16 protein-coding genes are annotated in these 15,772 nt (G+C 69.2%); 10 read left to right on the forward strand and 6 right to left on the reverse strand.

Annotated features, from left to right (window positions below; genetic code table 11):
• Genes E0H92_RS02530 through E0H92_RS02555 form a run of 6 tightly spaced genes read left to right on the forward strand, consistent with a single transcriptional unit; the run spans position 1 to position 7,323 of the window.
• A complete protein-coding gene (locus E0H92_RS02530) occupies positions 1-1,635 on the forward strand; it encodes a TrbL/VirB6 family protein (RefSeq protein ID WP_202873493.1) in 1,635 nt (544 codons plus the stop codon).
• Entirely contained in the window at positions 1,622-3,130 is a 1,509-nt protein-coding gene (locus E0H92_RS02535) for an SCO6880 family protein (protein WP_202873494.1), read from the forward strand. Before E0H92_RS02530 ends, E0H92_RS02535 begins: the two co-directional genes overlap by 14 nt.
• Positions 3,131-3,164: 34 nt before the next feature.
• On the forward strand, positions 3,165-4,760 hold the full coding sequence (locus E0H92_RS02540; protein WP_238150726.1) for an ATP/GTP-binding protein: 1,596 nt from the start codon (positions 3,165-3,167) through the stop codon (positions 4,758-4,760).
• 6 nt (positions 4,761-4,766) lie between these two features.
• A complete protein-coding gene (locus E0H92_RS02545) occupies positions 4,767-6,605 on the forward strand; it encodes a type IV secretory system conjugative DNA transfer family protein (RefSeq protein ID WP_131495253.1) in 1,839 nt (612 codons plus the stop codon).
• Complete coding sequence (locus tag E0H92_RS02550) at positions 6,595-6,972, forward strand: DUF4913 domain-containing protein (protein ID WP_131284292.1); 378 nt, start codon at positions 6,595-6,597, stop codon at positions 6,970-6,972. Before E0H92_RS02545 ends, E0H92_RS02550 begins: the two co-directional genes overlap by 11 nt.
• A gap of 3 nt (positions 6,973-6,975) precedes the next feature.
• Positions 6,976-7,323: a YrdB family protein gene (locus E0H92_RS02555; RefSeq protein WP_131495254.1), complete on the forward strand. Its 348-nt coding sequence runs from the start codon at positions 6,976-6,978 to the stop codon at positions 7,321-7,323.
• Here the strand turns inward: E0H92_RS02555 and E0H92_RS02560 are convergent.
• Positions 7,320-8,075, reverse strand: a complete 756-nt coding sequence (locus E0H92_RS02560) for a hypothetical protein (protein WP_131495255.1) — start codon at positions 8,073-8,075, stop codon at positions 7,320-7,322. The genes E0H92_RS02555 and E0H92_RS02560 overlap by 4 nt on opposite strands.
• A 42-nt stretch (positions 8,076-8,117) precedes the next feature.
• Complete coding sequence (locus E0H92_RS02565; RefSeq protein ID WP_238173282.1) at positions 8,118-9,440, reverse strand: MATE family efflux transporter; 1,323 nt, start codon at positions 9,438-9,440, stop codon at positions 8,118-8,120.
• A 403-nt stretch (positions 9,441-9,843) separates the two neighbouring features.
• Between E0H92_RS02565 and dnaB the strand changes: the two genes are divergently transcribed.
• On the forward strand, positions 9,844-11,637 hold the full coding sequence (dnaB, locus tag E0H92_RS02570; protein ID WP_131496417.1) for a replicative DNA helicase: 1,794 nt from the start codon (positions 9,844-9,846) through the stop codon (positions 11,635-11,637).
• Here dnaB and E0H92_RS02575 read toward each other — a convergent pair.
• Positions 11,634-12,011 carry a DoxX family protein gene (locus E0H92_RS02575; protein ID WP_131495256.1) on the reverse strand — a complete coding sequence of 126 codons (378 nt, stop codon included), beginning with the start codon at positions 12,009-12,011 and terminating at the stop codon, positions 11,634-11,636. The genes dnaB and E0H92_RS02575 overlap by 4 nt on opposite strands.
• Positions 12,008-12,586, reverse strand: a complete 579-nt coding sequence (locus tag E0H92_RS02580) for an NADPH-dependent FMN reductase (protein WP_131495257.1) — start codon at positions 12,584-12,586, stop codon at positions 12,008-12,010. The genes E0H92_RS02575 and E0H92_RS02580 overlap by 4 nt, the downstream gene beginning before the upstream one ends.
• Positions 12,587-12,686: 100 nt before the next feature.
• Between E0H92_RS02580 and E0H92_RS02585 the strand changes: the two genes are divergently transcribed.
• Complete coding sequence (locus E0H92_RS02585) at positions 12,687-13,151, forward strand: MarR family winged helix-turn-helix transcriptional regulator (RefSeq protein WP_131495258.1); 465 nt, start codon at positions 12,687-12,689, stop codon at positions 13,149-13,151.
• Here E0H92_RS02585 and E0H92_RS02590 read toward each other — a convergent pair.
• Positions 13,148-13,780 (reverse strand): MerR family transcriptional regulator, encoded by a 633-nt coding sequence (locus E0H92_RS02590; RefSeq protein ID WP_131495259.1) that lies wholly within the window; start codon positions 13,778-13,780, stop codon positions 13,148-13,150. The two genes, E0H92_RS02585 and E0H92_RS02590, sit on opposite strands and share 4 nt — an antisense overlap.
• Before the next feature lie 79 nt (positions 13,781-13,859).
• Between E0H92_RS02590 and E0H92_RS02595 the strand changes: the two genes are divergently transcribed.
• Both E0H92_RS02595 and E0H92_RS02600 read left to right on the forward strand, forming a co-directional pair.
• Entirely contained in the window at positions 13,860-14,357 is a 498-nt protein-coding gene (locus tag E0H92_RS02595) for a DoxX family protein (protein ID WP_131284280.1), read from the forward strand.
• Entirely contained in the window at positions 14,354-14,755 is a 402-nt protein-coding gene (locus E0H92_RS02600) for a hypothetical protein (protein ID WP_131469066.1), read from the forward strand. The genes E0H92_RS02595 and E0H92_RS02600 overlap by 4 nt, the downstream gene beginning before the upstream one ends.
• Here the strand turns inward: E0H92_RS02600 and E0H92_RS02605 are convergent.
• The gene (locus E0H92_RS02605; RefSeq protein WP_131469068.1) at positions 14,705-15,721 is read right to left on the reverse strand and encodes a helix-turn-helix transcriptional regulator; all 1,017 of its coding nucleotides are present in this window, start codon (positions 15,719-15,721) and stop codon (positions 14,705-14,707) included. The two genes, E0H92_RS02600 and E0H92_RS02605, sit on opposite strands and share 51 nt — an antisense overlap.
• Positions 15,722-15,772: the final 51 nt, after the last annotated feature.

Genomic DNA, 15,772 nt, shown 5'->3' on the forward strand with positions numbered 1-15,772 from the left:
ATGGTGCCGCTCTCCGTCCTCGACTGGGCGATCGACCTGATGAAAGACATCCTCGGGGTCGTCCTCGCCCCCATCATGGAAGTGGTGATGAAGTTCGTGTTCAAGCCGATCCTTGATGCGATCGCCTCGGCGGTCGGGACGCTGATGAGCACGATCGCCACCTTCTGGGTCTATGTGCCGACCATCCCGATCGGGAACGAGGGCGATCCGAACACCACCGGAAAACCGGCCAGCGGCACGATCACCTGGGTCTGGGACCACACGCAGTTCATCGCCCTCTTCATCGCGGCCCTCGCGCTGGTCTTCGGTGCCATCCAGATGGCCTGGACCCAGCGCGGTGAGTCGGCCCGCGAGCTGCTCCGCTCGCTGATCACCCTCGCCGTCGCGGCGGCGTTCTCGATCGCCGTGGCGCAGGCCTTGATCAGCGCCGGCGACATGTTCTCGAGTTGCATCATCAGCACCGCACTGGATACGGGTTCGAGCGACGGCAGTTGGACCAGCGGCTGTCAGAACATCGGGTCGGGTGACGCGGTGGCGTTCGGCCGAACCATGTCGCTGGTGCTCGGCTTCGGTGCGGCCGCCGCCATCGCCGGTTCGCCGCTGCTGATCGGCATCATGATCGCGGTCGGCATCCTCTGCGTGCTCGCCAGCCTGATCCAGATCGTGCTGATGGTCGTCCGCAGCGCCATGCTGATCCTGCTGGTCGGCGTCCTGCCGATCGCGGCCGCCGCGACGAACACCGAGATGGGCCGCAACTGGTTCAAGAAGATCATCGCCTGGCTGCTCGCCTTCATCCTGTACAAACCGGTGGCGGCGATCATCTACGCGACGGCGATCCGGCTGGTCTCGAACAACGGCGACCTGTCCTTCGAGTACGTGACCGAAGGCGACGGCCTGCTGAACCCCGACAACATCGGCCACATGGTGATGAACGTGATCACCGGTCTCACGATGCTGATCCTCGCGCTGTTCGCGATGCCGGCGCTGATGCGCTTCATCGTGCCGATGGTCGGAGCGACCGCGGGTGGTGCCGGCGCCGGCATGCTGGCCGCCAAGATGGTCGGCGCCGACAAGGCCGGTGACATGGTCAGCAAGGGCGCCGAACAGGGCGCGGACGACGGCGGCGGTGGCGGCGGTGACGGTCCGTCCGGTGCGCAGAACGTCGGACGCGCGTCGCAGCAGGCCCCGAGCGGTGGCGGCGGTGGCGGTGGCGCGACAGGCGGTGCGGCCGGTGGCGAAGGTGCGGCCAGCGGTGCGGCCGGTGGCGCGTCGGGCGGTGCGGCGGGCGGTGCGGCCGGTGGCGCAGCCGGCGGTGGCGCAGCTAGTGGCGCCGCGGCCGGTGGTGCGGCGGCTACCGGGGTCGGCATTCCGGTCGCCGTCGCGATTGCGGCGTACAAGGTCGGCAAGGCGGCCGTGGACGGCACCAAGGAGGTCGCCAACGAGGCCATGGGCGACGGCGGCGAGTCGGGTGCCCAGAGCAGCGGCGGTGGTGGCGGCGGCGACGGCGGCGGCCCCAGCGGCAGCGCCGGTGGCGGCGACCCGAACCGCGAGCGAGACCGCGCCCGCGACTACCGTGACGACGATCGGAACAACCAACCACCACCACCACCGGACGGACCAAGTGGCAGCGGCTGAGAACGTACGACGCGCACCTCGCACCTACGGCAACTGGCGACGGCCCGCCTCGGCGGGCATCGCCGGCCTGGGCATGCTCGGCACCGGCATCATGATGGGTGGCCTGCTGCTGGTCGTCATCGCAACGATGGTGGGCGGCATCAAGGCCGCCCTCGTCAGCTTGCTGATCGTCGGCGCGGCGCTCGGGCTGCTGATCACGAAGGACAAGCACGGGCACTCCACGCTGCAACGGCTCTCGACCCACATTGGATGGCAACGAGCAAAGATGGCTAAGCACAACGTTTACCGCTCCGGCCCGCTCGGCCGGACCGCCTGGGGCAAGTTCCAGCTTCCCGGTCTCGCCGCAGCCTCCCAGCTGAGCGAGTACCAGGACTCGTACGGTCGGCCGTTCGCGCTGCTGTACTACCCGAGCACGCGGCACTTCACGGTCGTCATCAATGCCGAGCCCGACGGTGCCTCGCTGGTCGACGAGGAGCAGGTCGACATCTGGGTGGCGCACTGGGGCCAGTGGCTCGCCTCGCTCGGTCACGAGCCGGGCATCGTCGCCGCGTCGGTGACGGTGGAGAGCGCACCGGACACCGGTATCCGGCTGCGTCGCGAGGTCGGCAACAACATGATGGACGGTACGCCGCCGATCGCCCGCGCGATGCTGACCGAGGTCGTGCAGAGCTACCCCGAGGGTTCGGCACTGGTGTCGGCGCGGGTCGCGCTGACCTTCAAGGGCACCGACCGGAGCGGCAAGCGGCGCAAGGAAGACGACATGGGCCGCGAGCTCGCCGCCCGGCTGCCCGCGCTCACCCAGAGCCTGAACGCGACCGGCGCCGGTGCTGCCCGACCGGTCAGCGCGCAGGAGCTGTGCGAGGCGATCCGGATCGCGTACGACCCGGCCTCCGCCATGCTCATCGACGAGGCCCGCGGCCAGGGCATGCCGCCCGAGCTGCAGTGGACCGACGTCGGCCCGGCGGCCACCCAGGCGTTCTGGGACAAGTACCGCCACGACTCCGCCTGGTCCGTGACCTGGCAGATGTCGCAGGCGCCGCGCGGTGAGGTGTTCTCGTCGGTGCTGTCGCAGCTGGTCGCGCCGCACGCCGACATCGACCGCAAGCGCGTGACGCTGCTCTACCGCCCGCTCGACGCCGGTACGGCGGCGCGCATGGTGGAGGCCGACAAGCGCAACGCGTCGTTCCGCGCCACCGCGTCGGCACGGCCGTCCGCGCGCAACATGGCCGAGGCACGGGCCGCCGACCGGTCCGCGCAGGAGGAGGCGCGCGGCGCCGGCCTGGTCAACTTCGGCATGGTCGTCACCGGCACGGTGATGAGCGCGGAGCAGATCCCGGACATGATCGCCGCGGTCGACAACCTCGGCGCCACCGCACGAGTTCTGCTGCGTCCGGCGTACGGCTCCCAGGACTCGGCGTTCGTCGCCGCGCTGCCGCTGGGCATCGTGGTCCAGAACCACCTCTCGGTCCCCGCGGGCCTTCGGGAATCCCTATGATTGAACAAAGCACAGTGGCACCTGGGGAGTCACAGTGAGCAAAAAGCAGAAGAAGCCGGTCGATCCGTCCCGCCGCGGCCGGCGGCCGATGCCGCGAGGCTGGCCCGGCCCGGGCGGGGGCTACTCGACCTACCTGCAGGCTCCGCAGGAGTGGCGCGGTACGACGGTGCAGGTCTGCGGCATGTGGCCGTTCGCGGCCGGTACCGGCAGCCCGATGGTCGGCGTACCGATCGGCCGGAACATCCTCTCCGGCGCGACCATGTGCTGCGACCCGATCAGCTGGTTCATGCGCGCCAAGCTGATCTCGAACCCATCGATGTTCGTGCTCGGCAAGCCGGGTCTGGGCAAGTCGACGATCACCCGGCGGATGGCGCTCGGCCTGGCCGGGTACGGCGTCCAGCCGCTGGTGCTCGGCGACCTCAAGCCGGACTACAAGGACCTGATCGAGGCGCTCGGCGGGCAGGTCATCCAGCTCGGTCGTGGCCGCGGGCACCTGAACGTACTCGACCCGGGTGAGTCCCGCGAGGCCGCGCTCCGGCTGACCGGCAAGGCCCGCGAGGCGATCCAGGCGGACGCCCACGGCCGTCGGCAGACGATGGTCTCGGCGCTGATCGCGATCATGCGGAACCAGAACCCGAACGACCGCGAGGAGACCATCCTCGACGAGGCGCTGAAGGTCCTGGACGAGCGTTTCCAAGGTACGCCGGTGCTCCGCGACCTGTTGCAGGTCATCCAGGACGCCCCGGACCGGGTCCGCAACGTGGCCCTGGACCGCGGCAGCCTGGACCGCTACCGGCAGATCACCGAGGGCCTCGAGGCGTCGCTGATCGGTCTGGTCGGCGGTGGCCGGCTGGGCGAGATCTTCTCCGAGCAGACCGACAACCCGATGCAGATGGACCGTCCGGTGGTGTTCGACGTGTCCAACGTCGACGACTCCGAGACCAGCCTGCAGGCCGCCGTACTGCTGGCCTGCTGGTCGTACGGGTTCGGCGCGGTCGCGGTCTCGCAGGCGCTCGCGGACGCCGGCCTGGAGCCGCGCCGGCACTACTTCGTCATCCTGGACGAGCTGTGGCGGGTGCTGCGGGCCGGGAGCGGTCTGGTCGACCGCGTCGACGCGCTGACCCGTCTGAACCGGCAGCGCGGTGTCGGCATGGCGATGATCTCGCACACCATGTCCGACCTGCTGGCCCTGCCGAACCCCGAGGACCGGATGAAGGCGAAGGGTTTCGTCGAGCGTTCCGGCATGGTCATCTGCGGCGGTCTGCCGCGCGCGGAGATGGACAACCTGACCGAGGTCGTGTCGATGTCCATGGAGGAGCAGAACATGCTCGTCGGCTGGCAGGACCCGCCCGCGTGGGACCCGGCCACCGGCAAGGAGGCCGCCCCTCCCGGCCGAGGAAACTTCCTGGTCAAGGTCGGCGGCCGGCCGGGGATCCCGGTGCACGTCGGGCTCACCTCGGTCGAACGCGAGATCAACGACACCAACAAGCTGTGGACGACCGGTAACGACGGGCAGCCGCAGAAGGTCGAGGTCGCACCGGACGGGACCGAGCAGGTCGTCGGCGAGTACAACCTCGACGACCCGATGCTGCTGCCGCCGCCCGATCCGACCACCCGTGTGGGGAGCTGACGAGTCATGGCCCAGGGCAGGAAGAGCACCGGACCGGGCGGGCTGTCGCCCGAGTCGGTCCTGATCTTCGCCATCATCGGCGTGGTCGCGCTGGTGGTGTTCTCGATGTGGATCGCGCTCAAGGTCGCCGCGGCGATCAACGGCTCGCGCCCGGCGGGGAACCCGTTCGACGCGATCGTCGACCTGTCGAAGGGAAACCTGGAGTGGTCGGGCGCGGCCACCGGCATCCTGGTCGTGGAGATCGTGGTGCTGCTCGGCCTGGTCGGCGGCGGCTGGATGTTCTTCCGCAACAAGGAGCGCTCGATCGGCCGGGTCGACCGGCAGGCGCAGCTGATGTCGAAGCGGTCGGAGATCTACAAGCTCACCCGTGAAGGCGCGCAGGAGAAGGCGAACCAGCTCGGCGCCGGGCACGCGGGTCCGGGCATCCTGATCGGCCGGACCGTCCGGGACAACCTCGAGGTCTTCGGCAACTGGGAAGACATGCACGTCGACATCTGGGGTCCCCGAACCGGTAAGACCACGTCGCGCGCGGTGCCGGCGATCCTGGACGCGCCCGGCTGCGTCGTCGCCACGTCGAACAAGCGGGACATCGTCGACGCGACCCGCGGGCCGCGCTCGGAGAAGGGCCCGCTGTGGGTGTTCGACCCGCAGGAGGTCTGCGAGGAGCCGCCGAACTGGTGGTGGAACCCGCTGACCTACATCACCGACGAGACCAAGGCGCGCGAGCTGGCCGAGCACTTCGTGGCCTCGCAGCGTCAGGTGGGCGCCCAGACCGACGCGTTCTTCGACGCCGCCGGTACGGACCTGCTGGCCGGCCTGCTGCTCGCGGCCGCGGTCGCCAAGCGGCCGATCACCCAGGTCTACAGCTGGCTGGCCGACCAGCGCAACGACGAGCCCGAGCGGATCCTGCGCAACACCCCCGGTCTGCAGATGTCCGCGGACGCCCTGTCCGGCGTCATCAACGCGCCCGACAAGCAGCGCGCCGGTGTCTACGGCACGGCGCAGCAGAGCGCCCAGTTCCTGGTCAACCGCAAGGTGACCCGCTGGGTCATCCCGAACGGCCCGAACGACAACCGGCCGCAGTTCAACCCGCACGAGTTCGTCCGTCAGGGCGGCACGCTGTACAGCCTGTCCAAGGAGGGCGCCGGTACGGCGGGTCCGCTCGTCACCGCGCTGACCGTCGCCGTCGTGGAGGCCGCCGAGCAGTACGCCCGCGGGTGCCCGATGGGGCGGATGCCCAGCCCGCTGGTCGGCGTACTCGACGAGGCCGCCAACGTGTGCCGGTGGAAGAACCTGCCGGACCTGTACTCGCACTTCGGTTCCCGCGGCATCGTGCTGATGACGATCCTGCAGTCCTGGGCGCAGGGCCAGGAGTGCTGGGGCGACCACGGCATGCAGAAGCTCTGGGGCTCGGCGAACATCCGGGTGTACGGCGGTGGCGCGGCCGACGCGTCCTTCCTGGAGAACCTGAGCAAGATGATCGGCGACTACGACATCAGCTCGAGCTCGGTGTCGTACAACGAGGGCAAGCGCGGCACCAGCCAGCAGGTCCAGCGGCACAACATCATGGAGGTCTCCGACCTCGCGTCGATGCCGCCCGGCCGTGCGGTCGTGTTCCCGTCCGGGATCCCGGCCACGCTGGTGAAGACGGTCCCGTGGTTCACCCGGCCGGACGCCGGTGCGGTGAAGGCGTCGCTGGCGAAGTACGATCCGGGAGCTGCGTCGAGCGTGCCGGTGAGCAACAACCCGTGGGTTGCCTCGAGTACTCAGGCTCCTCCGCAGCGTGGACCGGAGCGACCGGTCTGGGAGCAGCAGAACGAGGGAGACAACCGCGGTGGATGGTGAGCAGGAGCTGTTCTACCCGCACGTCGCGGCGTTCGTGGAAGACCGGCTCGTCTACCTCTACACGCGCCGGCTCGGGCAGCAGTTCATCTGGTGCCCCGAGTGGTACCGGCACGCGGAGGCACTGAGCCGGCTGGACTCGATCTGGCGTGCGTGGGAGCACCTGCGACTGGACCCGGCGACCGGTATGTCGGTCTGGTGGCGTGACCACGCGGACCCGCACATGATGTCGCTGCTGGACCCGGACGGCCCGTTCGCCGCGTGCCGGAACAACCAGCACACCGACTACCCGATCCCGCCGCTCCCGGTACAGGAGCCACCGGCCGGCCTCTTCTTCGACCAACGGCAGCCCAACATCCGCGGGATCTAGCAGATGTGGAGGTGGGGCAACCTGCTGCTGGCGTTCCTGGCCGAGCTGGTTGCCCTAGGCATCTTCGCGTACTGGGGCTGGGCGACCGGCGGTACGACGCTCGTGCGCTGGCTGCTCGCGGTGGCGCTGCCGGTGGTCACCGCGATCGTCTGGGGCCTGTTCGCGGCACCGACCGCAACGCACACGACTCCGGTGCTGCGCTGGATCGTGAAAGTTCTCGTCTTCGGCGCAGCGGGTGCCGCCCTGTGGAGCCTGGGGCACCCGCTGCTCGCCGTCGGCTTCGTCGTGGTGGTTGCAGCGAACCTGCTGATCATCCACGTCCAGAAGCTGCAGCCGGGGAAACCGGGCTAGAGCTCCAGGTCCGGCTCGCTCGCCCGGTTCGGCTTCACGGCCTTGCCTTGCTTGTTCCGGACCCGTCCGGGCCCACGGACGTGGCGGCGTGCCTGCGGCAGCTGAGCCTCGGGCGCTTCTTCGGGTGGTTGGCGCACGGCTCCCGACGCGTTTGGCTGCGCTTCACGGGCCTCTTCGCGGTGTTGCCGCGCGGAGGCGTCGTACTTGTCGGCGATCTGGTCCTCACCAGCGGACCGGCGCGCCTCGATGGTGGCCAGGTTCTGGAACCGGCGGCCTTCCGCGTCCAGCCCGGCTGAACCGACCTCCTCGGGGTGGGCGGCCGCCTCGTCGCGTTGGTGCCCGCCGCGGGCCTGGTCCGCGAGACTGCGCTGCTTGTCGTTCGAGGCGTACTGCCGGTGCACGTCACGGGCCTGCTCGTCGGCGTACGCGAGCTGCATGGCCCGGGTGGTCTCAGCGGTGGCGTCGAGCAGCTCGTCGCGGCTGCGCCGCTCGGTGATCTCCTGCTGATCCTTCAGAGCACGCTCGTCGAGCTGCTCCGCGCGCGCCTCCGCGTCCTCTTCTTCCTGGGCCAGCTCGTCGTCCTCGTCCCGGCGTTCGGCTTCTTCCTTTGCCAGGTCGTGGGTCGGCAACCTGTCGGCCTCGGCTCGTGCCTGGGCGGCCCGCCGCTCACTCGCGGCCTCAGTGTCGTCGTCGCCCTGCTCCCGCTGATCGGGTACGAGCTCGACGGACTGGTCGTCGTCGGTGTCGGGCATGCCGCTCCTTTCCTTCTGTTTCCACGATGCCGCACCGCAGGGTCAGCGGGTAGCTCCGGTCACCAGCCAGCCGTCGCGGCGCTCACGGGTGGTGAGCGTGAGGAATCGCAGCAGCATGTACCCGCCGAACGCCCACCACAGCGCCACGATCCCGCCGCCGAACCAGAGCACCGCCAGCGCGAGCGGCACGTACAGCACGAGCACGACGATTCCGGCCGCGGCCAGGTACCGTCCGTCCCCGGCGCCGATCAGTACGCCGTCCAGCACGAACACGACCCCGTTGATCGGCTGCCACAGCGCGGACACGATCAGGATGGCGGCGAGCGTACGACGTACCTCGGGGTCTGTGGTGAACCACGGGACATAGACGTCGCGCAGTCCCCAGAGCGCGAGGCCGCCGATCAGCCCGGAGAACAGGCCCCACCACATCATCCGGCGGGTGATCGCGCGGGTCCCGGCGACGTCGCCGGCGCCCAGGGCCCGACCGGTGAGCGCCTGCGCGGCGATCGCGATGGCGTCCAGGGCGAGCGCGAGGAACGACCACAGCGTGAAGGCGACCTGGTGGGCCGCGACGGACGTCGTACCGAGAGCGGTGGCGACGAACGTGAGCAGGATGATCGCCGCCCGGAGCGTCAGTGTGCGTACGACGAGCGGTACGCCCATCTGCGCCGAGGCCAGGATCCCGGGACGATCGGGGCGGAGCTTGGCGCCGTCGCGGCGGGCGCCACGGACCACCACCACGACCAGCGCCACACCGGCGCCGGTCTGCGCGAGCGCCGTACCGAGAGCCGAGCCCGCGATGTCCAGGCGGAGGCCGTAGACGAACAGGACGTTCAGCCCGATGTTGGCGAGGTTGGCGGTGATCGCGACGACCATGGGGGTCTTCGTGTCCTGCAGACCCCGCAGTACGCCGGTGGCGGCGAGCAGGAGGAGCATCGACGGGATGCCGAGGCAGGAGATCCGCAGGTACGTCACCGCGTGGTCGGCCACCTCCGGCGACGGGTCGAACGCCGCGATGGCCTGCGGCGCGAGCGCCAGCCCGAGGAGCGCGAGGACGACGCCCAGCAGCAACGCGAGCCAGAGCCCGTCGATGCCTTGGGCAAGCGCCCCTTTGTGGTCGCCGGCGCCGATCCGCCGGGCGACCGCGGACGTGGTGCCGTAGGCGAGGAAGACGCAGATGCCGACGAGGGTCTGCAGGATGGTGCCGGCGACGCCGAGCGCGGCGAGCTGCGGGGTGCCCAGGTGGCCGACGATCGCGGAGTCCGCGAGCAGCATCAGCGGCTCCGACACCAGGGCGAAGAACGCCGGGACGGCCAGCCGGAGGATCTCCCGGTCCTGTTCGCCCACCCACCGTCGCGGTCTCACCGGAGCGAGGTTACCCACGACGCGCGGGCGCGTCGGAAATTGGTCTCAGACTTTTTCTTCTCCACAGTTGTGAACTGGAGAAACCGCAGGTCACGGGCCTGTTGTGGGTTCCTGCCCACAGATATCCACAGGGTTGTGCCCAACCTGTGCACACCCCTGCCGGGGGTTATCCACGATTCGTCCACAGGGGGTGTGGACGACCGAGTGGCCATCGGCGACGCGTCCGGCGTACGGTCGCGAGGCCTGTCGCCGAAGACTGTCGGTGGGCCTGGCTAGAGTTCGATCAGGTGTTCGAACCCGGCCGGCGGTGGCTGGGCAGCGGGCGACGAGGAGGTCGGACGAAGTGAGCGTGGCGGAGTTCCGCGGGGGCCAGGACGGCGGTCACGAAGAACGGCGTCCGGAGATGGGCTTCGACCGCACCCCTCCCCAGGATCTCGCGGCCGAGCAGTGTGTGCTCGGCGCGATGATGCTGAGCAAGGATGCGATCGCCGATGTGATCGAGAACCTCCGCAGCACGGACTTCTACCGGCCGGCGCACGAGGCCGTCTTCGACGCGATCACCGACCTGTATGCGCGTGGTGAGCCGGCCGACGCGATCACGGTCGCGGCCGAGCTGAACAAGCGCGGCGAGATGACCCGGATCGGCGGCGCGCCGTACGTGCACACCCTGGTCGCGTCCGTGCCGCTCGCGGCGAATGCTTCGTACTACGCGCACATCGTCCGGGAGAAGGCGATCCTGCGCCGCCTGGTCGAGGCCGGTACCAAGATCGTCCAGCTCGGGTATGCCGGTGAGGGTGAGGTCGACGACGTCGTCGACGAGGCGCAGGCGGAGATCTACTCGGTCACCGAGAAGCGCACCGCCGAGGACTACGCGCCGCTGAAGGACATCATGGAGGGCGCTCTCGACGAGATCGAGGCGATCGACTCCCGCGGTGACGCGATGGTCGGCGTACCGACCGGGTTCACCGACCTGGACGAGCTGACCAACGGCCTGCACCCGGGCCAGATGATCATCGTCGCCGCCCGTCCCGCGATGGGGAAGGCGCTCGCGCTCGACACCCCGCTGCCGACGCCGACCGGCTGGACGACGATGGCCGAGGTCGCGGTCGGCGACCAGTTGCTGGACGCCGACGGGCTGCCGACCACGGTGGTCGCGGCGACCGAGGTGATGACGGACCGGCCGTGCTTCCGGCTGTCGTTCTCCGACGGCAGCACGATCGTCGCCGACGCCGAGCACCAGTGGCGCGTCGAGGACGGCGGCCGCCCGGTGGTCTGCACGACCGCCGACCTGTACACGGCGATGTCGGCGAGTCCCGGGCTGACACCGCCGATCCCCGGGTCGGCGCCGCGGCAGATCACCGGGCACGGCTTCCCGGCCGCGCTGTACGGCGAGGGCGAGCGGCGGCTCGAATGGGTCGACCCGGTGGACAGCGTGCCGGTGCGCTGCGTCGAGGTCGACAACGCCGACCACCTGTACCTGGCCGGCAAGACGATGATCCCGACCCACAACTCCACGCTCGGCCTGGACTTCGCGCGCTCCTGCTCGATCAAGCACGGCCTGACCTCGTGCATCTTCTCGCTGGAGATGAGCCGCAACGAGATCACCATGCGACTGCTGTCGGCGGAGGCGAAGGTCCCGCTGCACCACATGCGCAACGGCAAGATGACCGACGAGGACTGGGCCCGCCTGGCCCGCAAGATGGGCGAGGTCTCCGAGGCCCCGCTGTTCATCGACGACTCGCCGAACCTGACGATGATGGAGATCCGCGCGAAGGCCCGCCGCCTGAAACAGCGCCACGACCTCAAACTGATCGTCATCGACTACCTCCAGCTGATGACGTCCGGCAAGAAGGTCGAGTCCCGCCAGCTGGAAGTCTCCGAGTTCTCCCGCTCCATCAAGCTCCTCGCCAAAGAACTCGAACTCCCCGTAGTAGCCATCTGCCAGCTGAACCGAGGCTCCGAACAACGCTCCGACAAACGCCCCATGGCCTCCGACCTCCGCGAATCCGGCAGCCTGGAACAGGATGCCGACGTTGTCATCCTGTTGCATCGTGAGGATGCGTACGAACGTGAGTCGACCCGGCCGGGCGAGGCGGACTTTATTGTTGCCAAGCACCGGAACGGGCCGACTGCGGATGTGGTGGTTGCGTTTCAGGGGCACTACTCGCGGTTCGTGGACATGGCGCACGACGGCTAGAAGGACTGCGGGCCCAGGCGTTCCACCGCGACGAAGACGGCTAGGGCGAGGAGTACTACGTTCATTGCCACGGGCTGGAACTCGGAGCGGCGGGCGTGGGTGATGACGGCGCCGATCATGAGCGCGGATAGGCCGATCGCGGCGGTGGGAACCAGCCAGGTGGCGATGTCGAAGGCGCCGGGGAGAATCAGACCGAGGGCACCGGCGAGTTCGGCTGCGCCGATGAACTTGAGCAGTCCGCGCGGGAACGGGGTCGCCCAACCCATCTGCGGGTTGGCGAGCAGCTTCTCTTTCGTCGCGGTCAGCTTCATCGCACCCGAGGCGAGGAAGACTGCGGCGAGCAGCCCGGAGGCGATCCAGACGACGACGTTCATGCCGCCACCGGCTGTCCGACGCGGACCTGCTTGAGGGCGGCTGCCCACGACTCGAGCTGGTCGAACAGGACGGTTGCCTGGTCGGCGTACTGCGGGCCGGGGCGGAACTGGGAGAAGTTCTCGAAGTCGGTGAAGAGCGAGAACGACAGCTGCTGACGTACGTCGGCGATCTGGAGCTCGGCGCTAATGGCGCGCAGATGCTCGATCGCGCGGGTCCCGCCGAGTGAGCCGTAGGACACGAAGCCGGCGGCCTTGTTGTTCCACTCGGCGTACAGGTAGTCGATCGCGTTCTTCAGCACGCCCGACGTGGAGTGGTTGTACTCCGGGGTGACGAAGACGAACCCGTCGTACGCCGCGATCGTCTCGGCCCAGGCCTTCGTGTGCTCACCGGCGTACTGCCCGGCCGACGGCGGGATCGCCTCGTCCAGGTGCGGCAGCGGGTAGTCGAGCAGATCGACCAGCTCATAGGTGGCGTCGCGCCGCTCGGCCTGGGTCAGCACCCAGTCGGCCACGGCCTTGCCGTTCCGCCCGGGGCGGGTGCTGCCGAGGATGATCGCGATCTTCAGGTCGCTCATGATTCCTTCACAGGGTTGACTTGAACGTTCATGTCAAAAGCCACGATAGGTCGATTGACATGAACGTTCAAGTCATTGCCGTGGTGGCTATGCTGCAGGCATGGGGAAGGAGCCGCGCTGGCTGACGGCCGACGAGCTGGAGACCTGGAAGACGCTGCAGCTCGTCATGGCGCTGCTGACCGGGGAGCTGGGCGAGCAGCTGCAACGCGACTCCAGCCTCAGCTTCCTGGAGTACTACGTCCTCGCCGGCCTGTCCGATCAGCCCGATCACACGATGCGGTTGAGCCGCCTCGCGATCCTGGCGAACTCCGAGCTCTCCCGCCTGTCCCACCTGATCCGCCGCCTGGAGAACCGCGGTCTGGTACGGCGTGAACCCGACCCGGACGACGGGCGGTTCACGAACGCGATCCTCACCCCCGACGGGTACGCCGAACTCGTGAAGGCTGCTCCGGGACACGTCGACCTGGTCCGCAAACTGGTGTTCGACCCGCTGACCGAGACCGATCGTCGTGCGCTGCACCGGGCGATGACAAAGCTGCTCCCGGGGCTCCTCGGCGACTGTTAGCGGTTCTTCCAGCGTTCCGCGGAGATCGACTCCTGGGCGAGGAGGCGCAGTGAGGCGATCAGGGTCTCGCCGAGGATGGTGCCGATGACCACCGATTCGGCCAGTTGGTCGCGGGTCGGGTTCGCGGTGACGGCATCGATCTCGAGCCGGGTGAAGCTTTCGACCGCGTCCGCATAGTTGTCGAGATGGGCGACGAGGCTGTCCTGGCCGAGGCTGCGGAGCGCGGCGACGGTGTCGATGAGGGTCGCCAGGGCGGGGGCTGACGGCTCGACAGCCCAGCCGCGCGCGGCGATGAGGTCGGTGACCTGCGCGGTGGCGGCCGTCCGCGCCTCGTCGGTGGCGGACAGCCGGCGAGTGGGTGTGAGTGCGCGGTGGGCGCGGCCGATCTGCTCGTGCAAGGGCTCGGTGTCCGCGTCGAGTGACTCGAGGATCTCCTTCACGGTGGCGACCGGGACCTGTGCGAGTTCGATCAGTGCGCGGATCAGCCGGAGCCGCCGGATGTGGGTGTCGCCGTACGACGCCTGGTTCGGGCTGCTGAGTTCGCCGGCGGGCAGCAGGCCTTCGCGCAGGTAGTACTTGATCGTCGGCACCGGGACGTCGGTGGCCTTGCTGAGTTCCCCGATTCGCATCGCTTGCCTTCCTGTTGTCTGTGATGGATAGTATCAGTATCCATAAGCGGATACTCCAACTATCCATAAGGAGCTCAGGATGATCCCGCTCGTACTGATCCTGGGGGCCGTCGGCTTCCGGGCCCTGGGCGCGCTCGGCGTCCGGCGGTTCACGACCTGGCCGGTCGCCGCGGCGCATGCGATGGCGGTGATGCTGGTGCTGACCGCGAGCGCGCACTTCGTCCCGGCGAGCGTGACGGTGATGCCGAACCACGCCGACATGGTGCGCATGGTCCCGCCGTTCCTGCCGTACGCCGACGCGCTCGTCTACCTCACCGGCGTACTCGAACTGCTCGGCGCCGCCGGCCTGGTGCTCACCGCGACCCGCAGGCTCGCCGGGTACGCACTGGCCGCGCTCTTCGTCGGGCTGCTGCCGGCCAACATCCACGCCGCGGTCGCCGACGTGCCGTTCGCAGGTGGCGAGGCGACCCCGCTCTGGCAGCGCATTCCCGAACAGATCCTGTACCTCGCCGTTGCCCTTTGGGTAGCGCGCACCGCCCGCGCAGCCGCGCCCGTCAAGGAAGAGGTCTACGCATGACCGACGCGTCCCGCGTCATCGCCGGCGTCATCCTGCTCACCGTCGTGACGATCGAGTTCGGCGGCTACTTCATGACCAGGATCGTCCGCGGCCAGGTCCCGATGACCGGGTTCCAGAAGTCGTTCGCGCGGGCCGGTCATGCCCACGCCGGTGTCCTGGTGATCTTCAGCCTGGTCGGCTTGCTGTACGTCGACCAGACCGGCCTGACCGGCTTCTGGTTGTGGGTCGGCCGGCTCGGGATCCCGGTCGCCGCGATCCTGATGTCCGGCGGCTTCTTCGCCTCCTCCGCCGGCAAGGACCGCACCGCGCCGAATCAGTTCCTGTGGATCCTCTGGCTCGGCGCAGCGTCACTCGCCGTCGGTGTGCTCACCCTGGGCATCGGACTGATCGTTGCCTAGCGCAAAGGCTTGGACGAGGCGTCCGCCGGCCTCGGTGACGAGGGCGGCGGTCTCCGGTGAAGCCTGGTCGACCGTGAAGGATCCGAGGGCGGCGATCGCCGCGACCTGGGTGAGGAGCAGGGCGGGGGTGTCGGCGCTGAGGCGGACCTTGCACGACGAAGGGCTGAGCGGTTCGACGATGCCGCGGACGATCCCTTCGAAGGTCGCGGTCACCTCGGCGGCGGGTACGTCGACGGTCAGTTCGAGCGTGTGCTGGTACTGCGCCGAGACGAACGACTCCAGCAGGTACGACGGCCCGTCCAGCACCCGTGGCGTGAAACGGTGCAGCACCGGGGTCACGGAGGTGATCCGGTCGACGCGGAAGATCCGCCAGTCCTCGCGCCCGGGGTCGAACGCCAGCAGGTACCACCGCCCCGCCAACGTCAGCAGTTGATGCGGCTCCACCCGGCGTCGCGTCGTACCGCGCTGCCGGCCGTGGTAGTCGAAGGCAACGATCTCGTGGTTCCGGCAGCAGCGCGCGAGGACGGCGAGAACCTCCGGATCGACCTGCGGTACGCCGGGTCGCGGGATCGCCTCCGCGGCCGAGCCCACGGCCGCGAGCTGCGGCCGGAGGCGCACCGGCAGTACCTGCTCCAGCTTGGCCAGCGCGCTCATCGAGCTCTCGGCCATCCCACTCACACCGCTACCGGCCGCGCCGACGAGTCCGAGCGCGACGGCGATCGCCTCGTCGTCGTCCAACTGCAGCGGTGGCAGGTGCGTCCCGGAGCCGAGTCGGTACCCGCCCGCGGTGCCGGTCGTGCCGGTCACCGGGTAGTCGAGGGACCGGAGCCGTTCGACATCTCGCCGTACCGTGCGCTCGGTGACGCCGAGCCGGTCGGCGAGCTCGTGACCGGACCACTCGCGGCGGCTCTGCAGCAGCGACAGCAGCCGCAGCATCCGGCCGGGCATCTCCTTGCGCGCGCTCATGGACCGATGATGCCTTGAGGACAGTTTGTGTCCGCAAGGGTGGCTAGCGTG

Source organism: Kribbella speibonae (genome assembly GCF_004331375.1).
Taxonomy (GTDB): Bacteria; Actinomycetota; Actinomycetes; order Propionibacteriales; family Kribbellaceae; genus Kribbella; species Kribbella sindirgiensis.

What these genes read in the sequence shown, in the direction of transcription:
- E0H92_RS02595 (WP_131284280.1), top strand. Translation starts at nt 13,860, where the DNA reads ATGATCCCGCTCGTACTGATCCTGGGGGCCGTCGGCTTCCGGGCCCTG.
- E0H92_RS02605 (WP_131469068.1), bottom strand. Translation starts at nt 15,721, where the DNA reads ATGAGCGCGCGCAAGGAGATGCCCGGCCGGATGCTGCGGCTGCTGTCG.
- E0H92_RS02600 (WP_131469066.1), top strand. Translation starts at nt 14,354, where the DNA reads ATGACCGACGCGTCCCGCGTCATCGCCGGCGTCATCCTGCTCACCGTC.
- E0H92_RS02530 (WP_202873493.1), top strand. Translation starts at nt 1, where the DNA reads ATGGTGCCGCTCTCCGTCCTCGACTGGGCGATCGACCTGATGAAAGAC.
- E0H92_RS02575 (WP_131495256.1), bottom strand. Translation starts at nt 12,011, where the DNA reads ATGAACGTCGTCGTCTGGATCGCCTCCGGGCTGCTCGCCGCAGTCTTC.
- E0H92_RS02555 (WP_131495254.1), top strand. Translation starts at nt 6,976, where the DNA reads ATGTGGAGGTGGGGCAACCTGCTGCTGGCGTTCCTGGCCGAGCTGGTT.
- dnaB (WP_131496417.1), top strand. Translation starts at nt 9,844, where the DNA reads ATGGGCTTCGACCGCACCCCTCCCCAGGATCTCGCGGCCGAGCAGTGT.
- E0H92_RS02580 (WP_131495257.1), bottom strand. Translation starts at nt 12,586, where the DNA reads ATGAGCGACCTGAAGATCGCGATCATCCTCGGCAGCACCCGCCCCGGG.
- E0H92_RS02585 (WP_131495258.1), top strand. Translation starts at nt 12,687, where the DNA reads ATGGGGAAGGAGCCGCGCTGGCTGACGGCCGACGAGCTGGAGACCTGG.
- E0H92_RS02545 (WP_131495253.1), top strand. Translation starts at nt 4,767, where the DNA reads ATGGCCCAGGGCAGGAAGAGCACCGGACCGGGCGGGCTGTCGCCCGAG.
- E0H92_RS02560 (WP_131495255.1), bottom strand. Translation starts at nt 8,075, where the DNA reads ATGCCCGACACCGACGACGACCAGTCCGTCGAGCTCGTACCCGATCAG.
- E0H92_RS02590 (WP_131495259.1), bottom strand. Translation starts at nt 13,780, where the DNA reads ATGCGAATCGGGGAACTCAGCAAGGCCACCGACGTCCCGGTGCCGACG.